At 66.7% G+C, this 14390-nt stretch carries 12 protein-coding genes and 1 tRNA gene; 2 read left to right on the forward strand and 11 right to left on the reverse strand.

What is annotated here, in order from left to right; translation table 11 throughout:
• Positions 1-179: 179 nt before the first annotated feature.
• The 8 genes from AC56LN_RS18725 to AC56LN_RS18760 form a co-directional block, all read right to left on the reverse strand.
• On the reverse strand, positions 180-1508 hold the full coding sequence (locus tag AC56LN_RS18725) for a TerD family protein (protein ID WP_499573990.1): 1329 nt from the start codon (positions 1506-1508) through the stop codon (positions 180-182).
• Positions 1505-2422, reverse strand: coding sequence for an HpcH/HpaI aldolase/citrate lyase family protein (locus tag AC56LN_RS18730; protein ID WP_499573994.1), 918 nt, complete (start codon positions 2420-2422; stop codon positions 1505-1507). The genes AC56LN_RS18725 and AC56LN_RS18730 overlap by 4 nt, the downstream gene beginning before the upstream one ends.
• A complete protein-coding gene (locus AC56LN_RS18735) occupies positions 2415-3506 on the reverse strand; it encodes a cysteine protease StiP family protein (protein ID WP_499573997.1) in 1092 nt (363 codons plus the stop codon). The genes AC56LN_RS18730 and AC56LN_RS18735 overlap by 8 nt, the downstream gene beginning before the upstream one ends.
• The gene (locus tag AC56LN_RS18740) at positions 3503-4267 is read right to left on the reverse strand and encodes an HAD family hydrolase (RefSeq protein ID WP_499574001.1); all 765 of its coding nucleotides are present in this window, start codon (positions 4265-4267) and stop codon (positions 3503-3505) included. The genes AC56LN_RS18735 and AC56LN_RS18740 overlap by 4 nt, the downstream gene beginning before the upstream one ends.
• Entirely contained in the window at positions 4245-5423 is a 1179-nt protein-coding gene (locus AC56LN_RS18745; RefSeq protein WP_499574004.1) for a phosphoribosyltransferase domain-containing protein, read from the reverse strand. Before AC56LN_RS18745 ends, AC56LN_RS18740 begins: the two co-directional genes overlap by 23 nt.
• Positions 5420-6439, reverse strand: coding sequence for an ATP-grasp domain-containing protein (locus AC56LN_RS18750; RefSeq protein WP_499574006.1), 1020 nt, complete (start codon positions 6437-6439; stop codon positions 5420-5422). The genes AC56LN_RS18745 and AC56LN_RS18750 overlap by 4 nt, the downstream gene beginning before the upstream one ends.
• 85 nt (positions 6440-6524) lie before the next feature.
• Positions 6525-7100 (reverse strand): TerD family protein, encoded by a 576-nt coding sequence (locus tag AC56LN_RS18755; RefSeq protein ID WP_183554281.1) that lies wholly within the window; start codon positions 7098-7100, stop codon positions 6525-6527.
• Between the two features lie 167 nt (positions 7101-7267).
• Positions 7268-8401: an epoxide hydrolase family protein gene (locus AC56LN_RS18760; RefSeq protein ID WP_499574011.1), complete on the reverse strand. Its 1134-nt coding sequence runs from the start codon at positions 8399-8401 to the stop codon at positions 7268-7270.
• Positions 8402-8559: 158 nt separating this feature from the next.
• Here AC56LN_RS18760 and AC56LN_RS18765 point away from each other — a divergent pair, with 158 nt between their 5' ends.
• The gene (locus tag AC56LN_RS18765; protein WP_499574013.1) at positions 8560-9315 is read left to right on the forward strand and encodes an SDR family oxidoreductase; all 756 of its coding nucleotides are present in this window, start codon (positions 8560-8562) and stop codon (positions 9313-9315) included.
• 12 nt (positions 9316-9327) lie between these two features.
• Here AC56LN_RS18765 and AC56LN_RS18770 read toward each other — a convergent pair whose 3' ends face one another.
• The 3 genes from AC56LN_RS18770 to ggpS are packed head-to-tail and all read right to left on the reverse strand — an operon-like array spanning position 9328 to position 13679.
• The gene (locus AC56LN_RS18770) at positions 9328-10218 is read right to left on the reverse strand and encodes an AraC family transcriptional regulator (protein WP_499574015.1); all 891 of its coding nucleotides are present in this window, start codon (positions 10216-10218) and stop codon (positions 9328-9330) included.
• A gap of 28 nt (positions 10219-10246) precedes the next feature.
• A complete protein-coding gene (locus tag AC56LN_RS18775; RefSeq protein ID WP_499574017.1) occupies positions 10247-11359 on the reverse strand; it encodes a mechanosensitive ion channel family protein in 1113 nt (370 codons plus the stop codon).
• Position 11360: 1 nt separating this feature from the next.
• The gene (gene ggpS / locus AC56LN_RS18780) at positions 11361-13679 is read right to left on the reverse strand and encodes a glucosylglycerol-phosphate synthase (RefSeq protein WP_499574019.1); all 2319 of its coding nucleotides are present in this window, start codon (positions 13677-13679) and stop codon (positions 11361-11363) included.
• A 406-nt stretch (positions 13680-14085) separates the two neighbouring features.
• Between ggpS and AC56LN_RS18785 the strand changes: the two genes are divergently transcribed.
• Positions 14086-14162: transfer RNA gene (locus AC56LN_RS18785), tRNA-Val, on the forward strand.
• Positions 14163-14390: the final 228 nt, after the last annotated feature.

Raw genomic sequence — 14390 nt, forward strand, 5'->3', positions numbered from 1 at the left:
TCGGCGCCGTTACGCACAAATTGGCCCATCTGATCTACGGCGTCATTCGAACAGGCAAGCCATTCGACGCAAATTTCTTATCGAATCGGCTTGCAATTCAAGACGGTATCTGACCCCAGCTTTAAAATTAACTAAAGCTGAGGCCGTGTCCGAATGTCAGACCTGACCCCGGCTTTTTGTTATTTGCTGCCGGTTTTCCAGCGCATGCCGAAGCCGAAATGGCGGTCCATCAGTTCGTGGGCGCTGGTGGTGCCTTGTTGCTGGAAGTATTCGGCCAGTTTGGTGATGACGAGCTGGCCGCCGCGGTTTTCGATCAGCGCGATTGCGCACATGATCTGGCGGTCGCCTCCGTCGAGTTTTACTTCGACCGGTGCCTGGCCTGGTGCGGTGATTGTCACCACGCCATTGGTCACGCTCCAGTTGGCGGCGCCTTCGTAGATGAACGAGAAGATCACGGCCCGCTTGATCTGGTCGAAGCGCTCGCCGTTGATGAACAGGTTTTCGCCATTCGCGGCGGCGCCGGTGCGGTCGTCGGCGTCGAGCTTGATGAACGGATCGCGCTCGTAGTCACCGAACGTGTTGCCCAGAGCCTGGACCAGGCCGCGGCGGCCGTCGCTCAGCTCATACATGCAGCCCAGATCCAGGTCGATGCCGGTGCGGCCCTTGCGCGACGCCTGCGCCTTGTTGGCCATCTCGCCCGCCTTGTGCGCGAGGTCGCCCGCCATGCTGGTCAGACGGTCGAGGAAGCCGCCGCCCCTGGCTGCTGCGGCCGGTGGTGGCGTGGAGGGCGCCGGTGGTGGTGCGATTGCGGCCTGGTTCCAGTTCAGGTTGACGTGGATGCGGCCATAGCCGCCGCCGGCGCGCTTGTCGAGCGAGACCTTGTCGCCGCGCTTGTCGAGCGTGATTTTTGATAGCGAGACTCGGGGCGCAGCTGGCGTCGCAACGGGGGCAGGTGCCGGCGTGGGTGTCGGCGCTGGCGTTGCCGGCTTCGCTGACGATCCAGCCTCGGCACCGCCAAAGTGCGCGAGCAGCGTCGACAGGCCGCCGGCAAAACCCTGGCCAACCGCGCCGAAGCGCCACTGGCCGTCGCGGCGATACAGCTCCGCCACGATCACGGCTTTCTCGTCGCCGAAGTCGGCGCCCGACCACGGGAAGCGCAGCGCGCTGCCCAGCGTGAGCGAGCTGGCGCCCAGCGTGCGCATGCTGGCCACGCCGTCGATCGCGGCGACGAACACCAGCTTGGCAATGGATGCGGGCAGCTGGTCGAGGTTGACGGCGAAGCTGGCGCGGCCCGGCGACTGGTTCAGGCGCACCGCGCCTTCCGGGCTGGCCAGCTGGTTGTAGAAGACCATGTAGCGGTCGTCGGACAGCTTGTCGTTGGCGTCCAGGCCGAAGCACGAGACATCGACCGACGCGCCGTTGGCGGCGATCTCGACGTCGACATTGAAGACGTGGCCGCTGCCGAGATCGGCCAGCTTGCCCTTTTGTCCGCGCGAAAATTGGTTCATGAGGGTTCCCCTTCCAGGAATGGTTTGTGATCCAGTTCGGCGCCGTGGAAACCGAACAGGCGCGATTGCTCGACCGTGCGTTCGGCCCAGGCGCGATGGGTGGCGACTTCGCACATCGCGTCGTTCATGCGAAACACGGCCGGTGCCGACTGGTCGAGAATCGCGCGCGCCACCGCCAGGTCTTGCGGCGACACCTTGAAGTGCTGTTCGATCGGTGCGATCTGGGTCGGATGGATGGCGGTCTTGCCGATCATGCCGTGCGCCAGGTCTTCGATGACTTCCTGGTCCAGCAGCTCGGGCAGATCCAGGTATTCGAATACCGGCGCGGTCAGCATGAAGCCGTAGGGCCGGAACGTGGTGACCAGCCGCGAGATGACAGGGCCCAGCGGCGTGCGGTACAGCGTCATGCCGCGCGGCCGGCGCAGGCCCAGCAGCGCCAGCAGATCGTTGCCGCCAATGCGCAGCGCCAGGATGCGATGGCGCACGCCGGGCGCTTCCAGCACCGCGCGCAGTCCCTGCATCTCCTGGTCGTTGAACGCTTCAGCGGTTTCCAGCGTCGGCATCAGCACGTGCTCGGTGTGGCGCAGCAGCCGGTAGTAGCTGTCGAAATTGTGGCGCGTGATCTTGGGCAGCACGAAGCCGGTGAGCTTGTCGGCTCCCGGCATGGCCAGTACGCGCTCGAGCACTTCGGTGTTGCGCACCCGGACGAAGCGGTCGGCCGCCACGTCCACGCGCATATTGGCCAGCACCACCGACAGGTTGAACAGTGAATAGCTCAGCTCCCGGTCGGCAATGGCGTCCTCCGTGCAGAAGATCAGCGACCGCGCCTGCGGGATCAGATCGCCGTTGGCGATCTCCGCCAGGTCCTTGTGATTGGCCGGCACGTACAACGACGCGCCCAGTGATTTAGCCATCGGATGCACTCCTGATCAGGGATACTGCGTGGTAGGGCAGGCCCGCGTCGATCTCGACCGGGACCTGTTTTTCTTCGGCCAGCGCGGCCAGGTGCGCCACATCCGGCGCATCTGCAGCGCGCAGCACCAACAGGCGCGGCACGCGCCGCAGCAGCACGCGCGTGGCTTCGCCGATGCCCGGCTTGATGAGGTTGACGTCCGCCACGCCATAGCGCAGCATCGCCGCCCCAAGATAAGCTTGCGAGCGTTCGCGCGCCGTATGTGTATCGACTGGCGGCGCCTCGGCGACATCCGCCGCCAGCGCCAGCGCGGTCAAATTATCGGCGAACGCCTGCGAGCGGTCGATCCCGGCAAAGTCCGCATAGAACACACAGCCATGGAAATCCTCCGTGCCCAGATCGTCGGGCATGACGGTGCGGCTCACCAGGCCCGATACCGTCGCATTCAGGATGCTCGACGGGATCAGGTAATCGTCGCACGAGGCGGCGCAGGCGGCCGCGCCGGCCAGGTCCGACAGCACGTACAGGCCCGGGTCGATGGCCACGCCGTGGCGCGCATTGAACGCGTCGACCGAGCCGGCCAGTTCGCGCGCGATGACGCCCTTGCCGGTCCAGCCGTCGACGAACACGATCGATTCAGGCGCGTGCCCCTGGGCCAGGATGTGGCGCAGGGCGGCGGCGTCAATGCCGCGGTCGCGCACGATCGACACGCAGTAATGCACGGCGTCGCGCCCGAATCGTTCGCGCAGCAGGCGCGCCACGACCACGCCCACCGGCGTGCCGGCACGTGCCAGCGAAACGATCGTGACCTGCTGCGCGCGGCGCGCCGCGATCAGGCCCGCCAGACGCAGGCAGTCCTGCGCCATGCGCGCGTTGTTGGCGGCGCAGGCGGCGTCGAACAGGCGCATATAACGCTCGGACGGCGCGGATTCCGGCGACAGCATCTGGCTGTAGTGACGCTGGCCGCTCTGGATCAGCGCTTCCTTTGCGGCGACATCGGTGAAGTCCTGCTGCGGCAGGCGGCGCAGCAAGAAGTCGACATCGCCGGCGCGATAACTGCCCGGGAACGGCGCATGCCCGGTCACAGCGCCCCCACGGTAACGCCGGCCAGCTGCGTGCCGCGCGGGATGATCGCGTAGTCGCAGGCGGCCATGAAGCGCGCATCCGAGCGGCTGTCGCCCATGCCGAAGGTGACGATCTCGCCGTGTTCGGCCTTCAGGCGCGCCGTGATGTGCGCGACTGCGTGGGCCTTGTCCAGCGCCTTGGGCAGGATCGCCAGGTTGTTGCCGTTGCGGTGCACGACATAGTCGCGGTTACCGTCCGCGATCCACGGCCGCACCACGTGTTCTTCGAGCGGCGCGAGGCGCTCGCTCAGCTTGTCCGGGTCTTTCACGACCAGAAAGAACGGCGTGCCGATATCTTCGATCATGCGCGCGCGGCCGGCGTAACCGGTGCGCGCGCCATGCGCGTCGATGTGGGCCGCCAGCTCCAGCAGGCCGGGCAGGGCGGTGTGCATCGCCGTGCGCACGCCTTCCAGATAGGGCCGGTCAACCGCGCCGCCCGGCTCGAGCACGACGCCGCCGTAGTTGATGACGGCGTAGCTGCTGAATGGCAGGTGCACGCGGCGCAGGCCATCGAGGTCGCGCGCGGTGGTCGGGATCATCGTCATCCCGTCCTGCAGCAGCGCGAGAAACGAGCGCTGGGCCGGGGTGGTGTACGAACAGATGCTGCCATCCTTGTAGTACGCGGCAGGCTGCAGCGCATCGGGGGCATCCCGGTGCGTGCCGCACTTGCCAAAGGTCTGGAACAGTGTGTCGTCCAGGTCAGCGAACAGGAACTTCTTCAACGTGGTCCTCGGACTGGAAGTGGAACAGGCGCGCGCGCAGGGTATCGGCCAGCGCGAACAGCGCGGGGCCGGGGGCGGTTTCAAAGCACAGCAGGACATGGTCGTACTGGCCGGGTGCGACGTTGTACAGATAGTTGGCGATGCCTTCGCCGTAGTTGTCGGGGAAGGTCAAGGCGTGGCCCACCGCGCCCCAGGTCAGGATCGGCGAGCGGGTCGTCGACTGCACCACCACGTCGACGCCACGTTCTTGCAGGGCCGCGCCGAGCAGCGTGGATGCGTGCATGAATTCACCGGTGCCCAGCACCAGCACGCGGCTGCCGGGCGCGAATTCACCGGCCAGGCGCGTGGCCAGGGCGGTCGGCGCTGGCACGGCGTGGTTGATCCCCAGGCGGCCGAATGCGCTGCTGGCGCCGCGATCGGCGTCGTGTTCGAAGCGCTGGGCCGCGCCCTGGTCCGGTGGCAGCGGGCCTTGTGCAAACGTGAACTGGCCGTCGACCAGCGCGCCGATGGTGGCCGGCAGGCCAAAGCGCGCATCGAGTTCGCCGGGGGCGGCCGGGCCCATGAAATTGGTGATCGTGGCCAGATGCACGCGCTCGATACTGGGGTTCAGGCGCTGGCAGGCGGCGGCCAGATTGACGAAGGTATTGCCGGTGCTGGCTTCATCGTCGACCATCACGACCGTGCGCGCCGCCATGAACAGCGCGTGCAGCGCCGGATCGGTCGGCTCGTGCAGGAACTGGCGCGGCGCGTGGCTGTGCGCCTCGGCGAATTCGATCAGCGGTCCGGTGCCCACGCGGTAGCGCGTGGTGTACAGGAACAGCGCCGGCTGCGCCGGATGCGCGCGCAGCCAGGCTTCGAACACGCCCTGGCCCAGGCCAATCGCGGTTTCGGCCATCGCGATGAACAGCACCGGGCCATCGACCGGCGGCACCGTGGCCGCCAGGCGCTCGTGCACGGCCAGCATCGCGCGGGGGGACGCCGGCCAGTGCTTGCCCAGCACCTTGCTCAGAAAGAGAAAACCGCGCTTGGCATTGGCGCGCGCGGCAAAGCCGAGCAGCTCGTCGACTTCGGCGGCGCCGCTGTCGATGCGCAGTTCGAGCGTGCCGGTAGGCAGTTCGATGCGCTGCAGATTGGAGGAGGGCGCAGCCATGGTCATGCCAGTTCCGTGGCGACGCTGACTTCGGCCACGCGCATGCCATTGGCCACCGGTGGCACGGTGACGCTGTCGAAGCCGTCGGCAAAGCAGCGCAGTGCGATGTAGGGCAGGTTGGGGCCGGCCAGGCAGGCCATGGCGATCCCGCCCGACATGCGCGGGTTGATTTCCAGCAGGCGTGGACGGCCGCCGCCTTCGCGGAACTGGGCGTTGAATACGCCGTTCAGGCGGTAGTCGGCGCACAGGCGCGTGGTGGCGTCCAGAATGTCCTGGCGCATGTCGATCAGCTGGCCGCTGCCTGCCTGCGGCAGTTTGCGGCGCACGACGGCGGTCACCAGGCGGCCGTTGTCGCCGACGCAGTCGACGCTGTATTCGGGGCCTTCGAGGAATTCCATCAGGAGCATGGTGCGAAACTCGCCCATCTCGGCCAGGCCGCGGCGCAGGTCGTCATAGCCGACGTGGTATTCGGCGCCGGCCAGCAGCAGCGCAGCGCTGTTGCGCGCTTCATCGACGATGGCAAAGCCCAGGCCATAGATCGAATGCGACGGCTTGACACACAATTTGGCGTGGCGCGGGCGCAGTTCGGCCCAGGCGGCGTCGAACTGCGCGATGTTTTCAAAGACACGGAATTCGGCCACCGGCGCGTCGGGCAGCACGGTCTCGGCGTAGAAGTCGGCCTTGTCGTGGATTCGTTTGAGCTCGGCCGGCGGCGCGGCCGACAGCACGCGCGTGCCAATGTCGGCAAAGCGCCCCAGTTCGGACGCCAGCAACGTGGCTTCACGGCCGGGCACGAAGATGTCGATCTTTTGCTCGCGGCAGAAGGCCAGGCACCAGTCGATATATGCCTCGCTTTTCAGGCCGACCGGCTCGATATGGAATTCGTGGGCCAGACGCGCAGCGGGTGCATGGCGGTTGGCGTTGCTGTGAACGATGGTGAAGCGGCCGTCGGTGTCGGCCTCGCGAATCAGCTTGATCGCAGCATTGACGGACGAAAAAGTCCTGTTGTACCAAACGCGCATGCGCTTTTTCCTGAAGATGTTGCAGACAGGGCCCGCACATGGCGCGGGCCCGGGGGATTACATGGCGAACGGCGAGGCGAACGACTCAGACGTTGACGCCGAACGAGCGGGCCAGAGGACCCAGGCCGCCCTTGAAGCCCTGGCCGACGGCGCGGAATTTCCATTCGCTGCCGTGGCGGTACAGTTCACCGAAGATCATCGCGGTTTCGGTCGAGCTGTCTTCGGACAGGTCGTAGCGCGCGATTTCGGTCTCGCCGGCGGCGTTCAGGCAGCGGATGTACGCCTTGCTGACCTGGCCGAAGCTCTGGCGGCGCGCCTCGGCATCGTGGATGGTGACGCAGAACGAGATCTTGTCGATGTCGGCCGGCACGCGGTTCAGCTCAACCGCGATCTTTTCATCGTCACCCTCGCCCTGGCCGGTGGTGTTGTCGCCGGCGTGGACCACGGAACCGTCGGTCGATTTGAGGTTGTTGTAGAAGATGAAGTCGGTATCGCCGCGCACTTTGGCGTCGGTCTTGAGCAGGAAGGCGCTGCCATCCAGATCGAAAGCGGAACCGTCGGTCGAGCGGGGATCCCAGCCCAGGCCGATGATGACCTTGGTGAGGCCCGGTGCTTCCTTGCTCAGGTTGACGTTGCCGCCTTTTTGCAGACTGATTGCCATACGAACTCCTTGTTCCATTGAGGGTTGACTGGCCGCCGGTGGACTGGCGAACCTCGGGGATGGTGTCGCCAATATAGGCGGTAACCGATCAATTGTACATGGGGCCACGGCGCACGGATTTCAACCGTTTTTCATAGGAGGATGTACGTACTTGGGCCCCGCAAAAGTCATGCCCGCGTGCGTAGCGGGCGAAAGAAGGCGCGGATCTCTTCGGCCAGCATCGCAGGCTGTTCGAGCGCCGCGAAATGCCCGCCCGCCGGCATCGTGTTCCACTGCCGCACGTCGAAGCTGCGCGCGACCCAGCTGCGTGGCGGCATCGGCAGCTCGAACGGGAACAGGGCCACGCCCAGTGGCGGCGCAACGCGCGTCGTCAGTGCCATGGGCCGCGCGCGGCCTTCGACGTACATGCGAAAGGATGAGCCGATCGATCCCGTGAACCAGTACAGGCTGATATTGGCCAACAACACGTCTAGGGCGACTGGGCCGTCGCTCCAGGCCTGGAATTTTTCGGCAATCCACGCGGCCAGGCCGGCCGGCGAATCGTGCAGGCCCACTGCCAGCGTGTGCGGCTTGGTGCCCTGCAGTCGCGCGTAAGCGCCTTCGCGCTCCAGAAAGTCGGCAGCGCGGCGCAGGAAATCCTGTTCGTCGCCCGTCAGCTGTTCGCCAGCGGTCAGCGGTGGCCGGAACGAGCCGGGGATGTAGTTCAGGTGCATGCCGATGACCTGCTCCGGGAAGCGCTGGCCCAGCCACGCGCTCACGCCGGCGCCGATGTCGCCGCCCTGCGCGCCGAAGCGCGGGTAGCCCAGGCCCGTCATCAGTTCGGCCCACAGGCCCGCGGTCTCGAACGGACCGGTGCCCGTGTGCGTGGGTTGCGACGAATAGCCGAAGCCGGGCAGCGACGGCGCCACCACGTGGAAGCTGTCAAGCGGATCGGCACCGTGCGCGCCCGGGTCGGCCAGCAGCGGGATGATCGCCTCCATCTCGAGAAACGAGCCGGGCCAGCCATGCGTGAGCACCAGCGGCATCGGATCGGGGCCGGCGCCGCGCTGGTGGACAAAGTGGATGGTGTGGTCCTGCACGCGTGCACGATACTGCGGCAGGCGATTCAGACGTGCTTCGACCGTGCGCCAGTCGAAACCGTCGCGCCAGTGCGCCAGCAACTGCGCCAGGAAGGCTGGATCGATGCCTTCGCTCGACCCCTGGTCAGCAATGGCCGGCGCAAGGCGGGTACGCGCCAGGCGCGCGTGCAGGTCGGCCAGGTCGGCGTCGGGAACGGCGATGTGAAACGGTGCGATGTGCATGGCGGCCGGGGGCTGGGACGGTAGGGCCGATTGTAAGGTGCCTTGGGGTCGACGCACGATTTGGAGGATCAGGCAAACACCGGCCAGCTTCCGGCAACGGCGCGGGTGGGCCGGCTCACATACTGGCTGCTCTCTCCAACACACAAGGAATCTCCATCATGACCACCATCGCTCTCGTTACCGGCGCCAGTCGCGGCCTCGGACGCAACACCGCACTGCACATCGCCCGCCGTGGCGGCGACGTGATCATCACCTACCAGAGCCGCCAGGCCGAGGCCTTGGCCGTGGTCGACGAGGTGCGCGCATTGGGCCGCCAGGCGCTGGCGCTGCAGCTCGACGTGGGCGACGTCGCCAGCTTCCCCGCGTTTGCCGCCAGCCTGCGTGCGGCGCTGGCCGACACCTGGGGCCGCGAACAGTTCGACCACCTCGTCAACAATGCCGGTCACGGCGCCATGGCACCCATTGCCGACACCACCGAGGCGCAGTTCGACCACCTGGTCGATGTCCACTTCAAGGGCGTGTTCTTCCTGACCCAGGCGCTGCTGCCGCTGCTGGCCGACGGTGGGCGCATCGTGAACCTGTCGACCGGCCTCACCCGTTTTGCGCTCCCGGGCTTTGGTGCGTATGCGGCCGTCAAGGGCGCGGTCGAGATCCTGAGCCTGTATCTCGCCAAGGAACTGGGCGGGCGCGGCATCGCGGTCAATACCGTGGCGCCCGGTGCGATCGAGACGGATTTCCTGGGCGGCGCGGTGCGCGACACGCCGGACCTGAACGGGGTATTTGCCGGCATGACGGCGCTGGGCCGGGTCGGGGTGCCGGACGATATCGGGCCGATGATCGCCAGCCTGCTGGGGCAGGACAATCGCTGGATCAACGGCCAGCGCATCGAAGTCTCGGGCGGGCAGGCGATTTGAGGAGGCTTGAGCTCAGGCGGCGTGCAGGCGCTCGTGCGCGGCGCTCACGTCGCGCACCGGCGGCAGGCCGAACATGCGCCCGTACTCGCGCGTGAATTGCTGCACGCTCTCGTAGCCGACCGCATGGGCGGCCGTGCTGGCGTTGACGCCTTCGGCCAGCATCAGTCGGCGCGCCTCGATCAGGCGCAGCTGCTTCTGGAACTGCAGCGGCGTGAGCGAGGTCACCGCGCGAAAGTGCTGGTGGAACGAAGAAGGGCTCATGCCGGCCAGGCCCGCCAGCTGCTCTACCGGGAGCCGGCGTGCATAGTCGGTGCGCAGCAGCGCGACGGCGCGCGCCACACGCCGCACGTGACTGTCGGGCAGGCCAAGACGCCGCACTGCCGCGCCGTGGCGGCCGGCCAGCAGCCAGTAATGGAATTCGCGCACCAGCGCGGCCTGCAGCACGGGCAGTGCAGCAGGCCGCTCGATCAACCCCATCAGGCGCAGGGCCGTGTCCGTCAGGTGCGCATCGGTCGGCGCGCTGCGCACCGGCGCGCCGGTGGTGTCTTCGATCGTCGCCATGTCGGTGGCCAGATCGGCAATCACGGCCGGATTCAGGTCGAGCACCAGTGAACAGTAGGGCACCGCGCTGCTGGCCTGCGTGATCTGGCTGACGGTGGGCACGTCGGCCATGATCAACAGAGAATCGCCGGCATGGAACGTGAGCATTTGCCCACCCGTGGTGACCTCTTTGCTGCCTTGCAGGACCAGGCAGGCCAGCGGGCGGGCGATCTGGGTGGTCAAAGCGCTGCGCTCGTTCGCGCGGATCGCGACCAGGCCGGCGATCGGCGTGGGCGCGATGCCGTCGCGGTCGGCGTGGTGGGCGGCGTGGCGCCGGACGCGGGCGAGAAGTGGCGTGTGCATGCGCCAAGTGTAACGCGTGCAACCCGCGTCAGGCAGCCTTCCCGAGCGACGGGTCGGCGTCGTTGCCGGCCTGCGCGCTGTCGTGCGGCCGCGCTTCACGCGTCAGGTGCACGGTCTGCATCGGCAAGGCCAGCGCCACATCCTGCGCCTGCAGCAGCGCCACGATCCGCAGATAGATCTCCTGCTGGATATCCATGTAGATCGTGTAGTCGGTGTTGTCGACGTAGTACACGACTTCATAGTTGAAGCTCGGCGCGGCCAGGCCGCTCAGGTGGGCGCGGTCGAAGCGTACCTGTGGCTGCGCGCGGACGATCTCTTCCAGCAATGCCGGCAGCGCGCGCAGGAGCGGTTCCGGCGTGCGGTGCGACACGCCGAACCCGAACACGACGCGGCGCGACGCCATCCGGCGCAGGTTCTGGATGCGGCTCTTGAGCAGGTCATTGTTCGAAAACACGATCTGTTCGCCGCCCAGGCTGCGTACGCGGGTGGTCTTCAGGCCGATCTTCTCGACCGTGCCGAGCATCTTGTCGACGATGATGAAGTCGCCCACGACGAACGGTTTGTCGAGCACGATCGAGAGCGACGCGAACAGGTCACCCAGGATGCTCTGCACCGCCAGCGCGATGGCGATACCGCCGATACCCAGGCTGGCCACGAGCGTGGTGATGTTCACGCCCAGGTTGTCGAGCACCATCAGCGCGACGATCGCCCACAGCGCGACGCGCACCAGGAAGGTGATCGCGGCCGACGAGGTGACGCGGTCCGGGTCTTCGCTGCGCTGCGCGCGCGTGACGCGCAGCCAGGTGCGCAGGCCCGTATCGCCCCACAGCGCGACCTGGATCAGCAGCGCCGTGATCGCGAAGCGGCCGATGAACAGGTCCGCTTTCGCGGGCAGGGTCAGCAGGCTGGCGCCGACATACAGGCCGACGAAGCCCAGCACCACCAGCTTCGTCGAGCGCAGCGTGGCGGCGGCGATGTCGTGCAGGAGCGTGTGTGTGCCCGCTTCGGTCCGCGCGCCCCCCGCACCCAGGCGCCGCGCGACGATCGACTTGAATGCGTCCAGGCCGATGGTCACGGCCACCATGGCCGCCAGCGCGATCAGCCAGTCGGCGACGGGATTGGCAAGGATGATGTAGTTCATGTCAGGCCGCGGCGCGTTCTTCGATCGGTTGCTCGGTGCCCGGCGCCGGCAAAGCCGCCAGCGCGGCCAGGAAGTCGTCGCCCCAACGCGTCACGTCGTGACCGCGCACGATTGCCGCCATGCGCCCGGCGCGGTACGCCACTTCGTCGGCGCCCATCGTCAGCGCGTCGTACAGCGTGGCGCTCATCGCGTTGGCGTCGTACGGGTTGACGAGCAGCGCGCCGTGCAGCTCGACGGCGGCGCCGGCGAACTCGGACAGCACCAGCGTGCCGGGCCGGCCCGTCGCATGGCGGGTGGCGACGTATTCCTTGGCCACCAGGTTCAGGCCATCGCGCAGCGGCGTGATCCAGGCGATGTCGCAGGCAGCGTAGTGGGCCACGACCTCTTCGAACGGCAGGCTGCGGTAGAAGTAGCGCACCGGCACCCAGTTCATTGTGGAGAAGCGCCCGTTGATGCGCCCGACGATGCGGTCCAGGTCTTCACGCAGGCTGTCGTAGATGTCCATGCCGCTGGCGGCCGGCGTGATGATGTTGAGCAGCGTGACCTTGCCCAGCAATTCCGGGTGCTGTTCCAGCATGCGTTCGTAGGCCTGCAGCTTTTCCAGCGAGCCTTTCACGTAGTCGAGGCGCTCGATCGACACGATGCCCATCGTGTCGCCCAGGTAGGCATCGATGTCGGCGATCTGCTGCTGCACAACGTCGGTCTCGATCAGCGCGTCGATCAGGTCCGTGTTGGTGCCGACCGGATGCGCGCCCAGCGCGACCCGGCGTCCGCCCACTTCGAGCGCGGTGGTCATGTGATCGACCCCCAGCGCGCAGCCAAAAGTCAGGAAGCGCGGCGCGCAGCCCACGCCGTCGACGACCTGCACCGGCGCGCACGAACGGGCAGCGTCGACGAAGTTCTCGACGTAGCGCGGGATGTGAAAGCCCACATAGTCGCACTGGAGCAGGCTGCCGATGATGTCGCGCCGCCATGGCAGGATGTTGAAGACGTCGCTCGACGGGAACGCCGTATGGTGGAAGAACGCGATCTTCAGGTCGGGGCGCAGCGGGCGCAGGAAGGCCGGTACCATCCACAGGTTGTAGTCGTGGATCCAGGCGGTGGCGCCGTACGCCGCTTCGCGCGCGGTCTGCTCGGCGAACAGGCGGTTGATCTCGAGGTAGCGTTCCCAGTGGTCCTGGCGGAACACGGCCTTGTCCGGGAACGAAAAGATGATTGGCCAGAACGCCTCTTTCGAGAATTTCTTGTAGAACTGGTCGATGTCGTCAGGCGTGAGCGCGATGCGGGCTGCCTTCAGATGCGGATAGTGCGCCGGATCGACCGCGACGTGCGGGACGAAGCCAGCCGGGGCACGGCTGTCCTGCTGCGACCACGCGACCCATGAGCCCTTGCGCCTGCCAGCGAAAAAGCTCAATAGCGTGGGCATGATGCCGTTCGGGCTTTTCGGGCGGCGCGCGTACGTGACGCCATCCTCGACCACTTCGTCGTAGGGCAGGCGGTGATACACCATCACCAGCTCGGCATCGCCGCAGGCCGGGGCAGCGGCAGGGCTGTCGTCGCCATCGAAGCGCAGGCCATGGCGGCCCAGCGCTTCGAGGATGCCGCCGCAGCCGGCGGCATCGGCCACCACCACGCGCGGCGACTTGCGCACGGCTTCGACCAGCGCTGGTTCGGCCGCGCCCACGACCACGCCGCGAAAGCCCGCCTCGAACATCGACAGGTCATTGAGCGTGTCGCCCGCCACCAGGATATGGGCCGGATCGAACCCGGCCACTTCGGCCAGGCGGCGCACTGCGGCGCCCTTGCCGACGCCGCGCGGCAGCACGTCCAGGTATTGCCCGGCCGAGAACAGCAGGTCGCAGCCGAGGGCGTCGACTGCGGCGCGCAGCTCCGGCGTGAGCGCGGACTCGGTCGCATAGAACGAGCAGCGCCGCTCCTGCGGCACGAGCTGGCGCACCAGTTGCGGAAAGCCCCTGAGCGCGCGCAGCACCTCGTGGGTGCCGGGCCAGGTGGCGGCAATCTCGTGCGCGATCGGCTCGACCGGACGCAGGTCGGCATCGACGATGGTCGCGCCGACGTCGGCGATGATGTAATGGGGGCGGGGGACGGTCGGATCGCTCAGCAGCGGAATGACGGTTTCCAGGCCGCGGCCGGTGACGAAGACCAGTCTGGCGCCAGGCAGGGCGCCGGAGAACAGTTCACGGATGCGGCGCCGTGCTTCATGGGTGCCGGCCAGCAGCGTGCCGTCGAGATCGGTAGCGAGGACGAGGCGTGAAGGGTCGAGCAGGCGGGGCCAGCGTTGGGTATCAATGACAGTCATGTTGTACATCCTTGCAGCAATGCGTCCGCCAGCAGACCAGGTGTGGACTGACGGCGCAGGTCGGGGCCCGCGAACTCGCCGGGGAGGCGCGCGGGCCGTGGGAAAGGCGGATGGCGCGAAGCGCGCTTTGTTGTACGAAGAATTGCGCGTTCGACAGGGCCGGGGCCGCCAGGCGGAGGAGGGCGGGCAGCGCCGGCATGGATGCCGGAAATCACGTGCGCCAGGTGCACACGACGAAGCCCGCCCTCGAAATACATTTGTACAATAACATTTTGTTGCCCCAGGCACAACCGGCGATTTGCCAGCATTGCTGACCTGGCGTGGAATCAAAATTCTGCTGGAAAGTTGAATCGCCGAAAAAAGCTATTGCAAAAGTTCCAGCATGCCTCGTATAATTCGGCTCCCCGGGCGGTTAGTTCAGTTGGTTAGAATACTTGGTCGACATCCAAGGGGTCGCAGGTTCGAATCCTGCACCGCCCACCAGAAATTCAAGTCGCAGGCTCCCAGTAATGGTTGATGCCTGTAGAGACGAGGCGCACAACGCTGTGCCTGTCTGTGCCGTTCAGCTCGAACGGATTCTTCATTCTCCAGATACTGCGAAAAGCGCAACAGGACCGGTCTCGATGCCGATTTTTCCTGTTGCGCCGTTGCCGTTTGCGCGCTATACTAGCCGGCTTCGGTACGGGTGCGTCTTTTATTGCCCGTATTATT

The sequence above is a fragment of the Telluria sp. ZT3P26 genome (genome assembly GCF_059686035.1).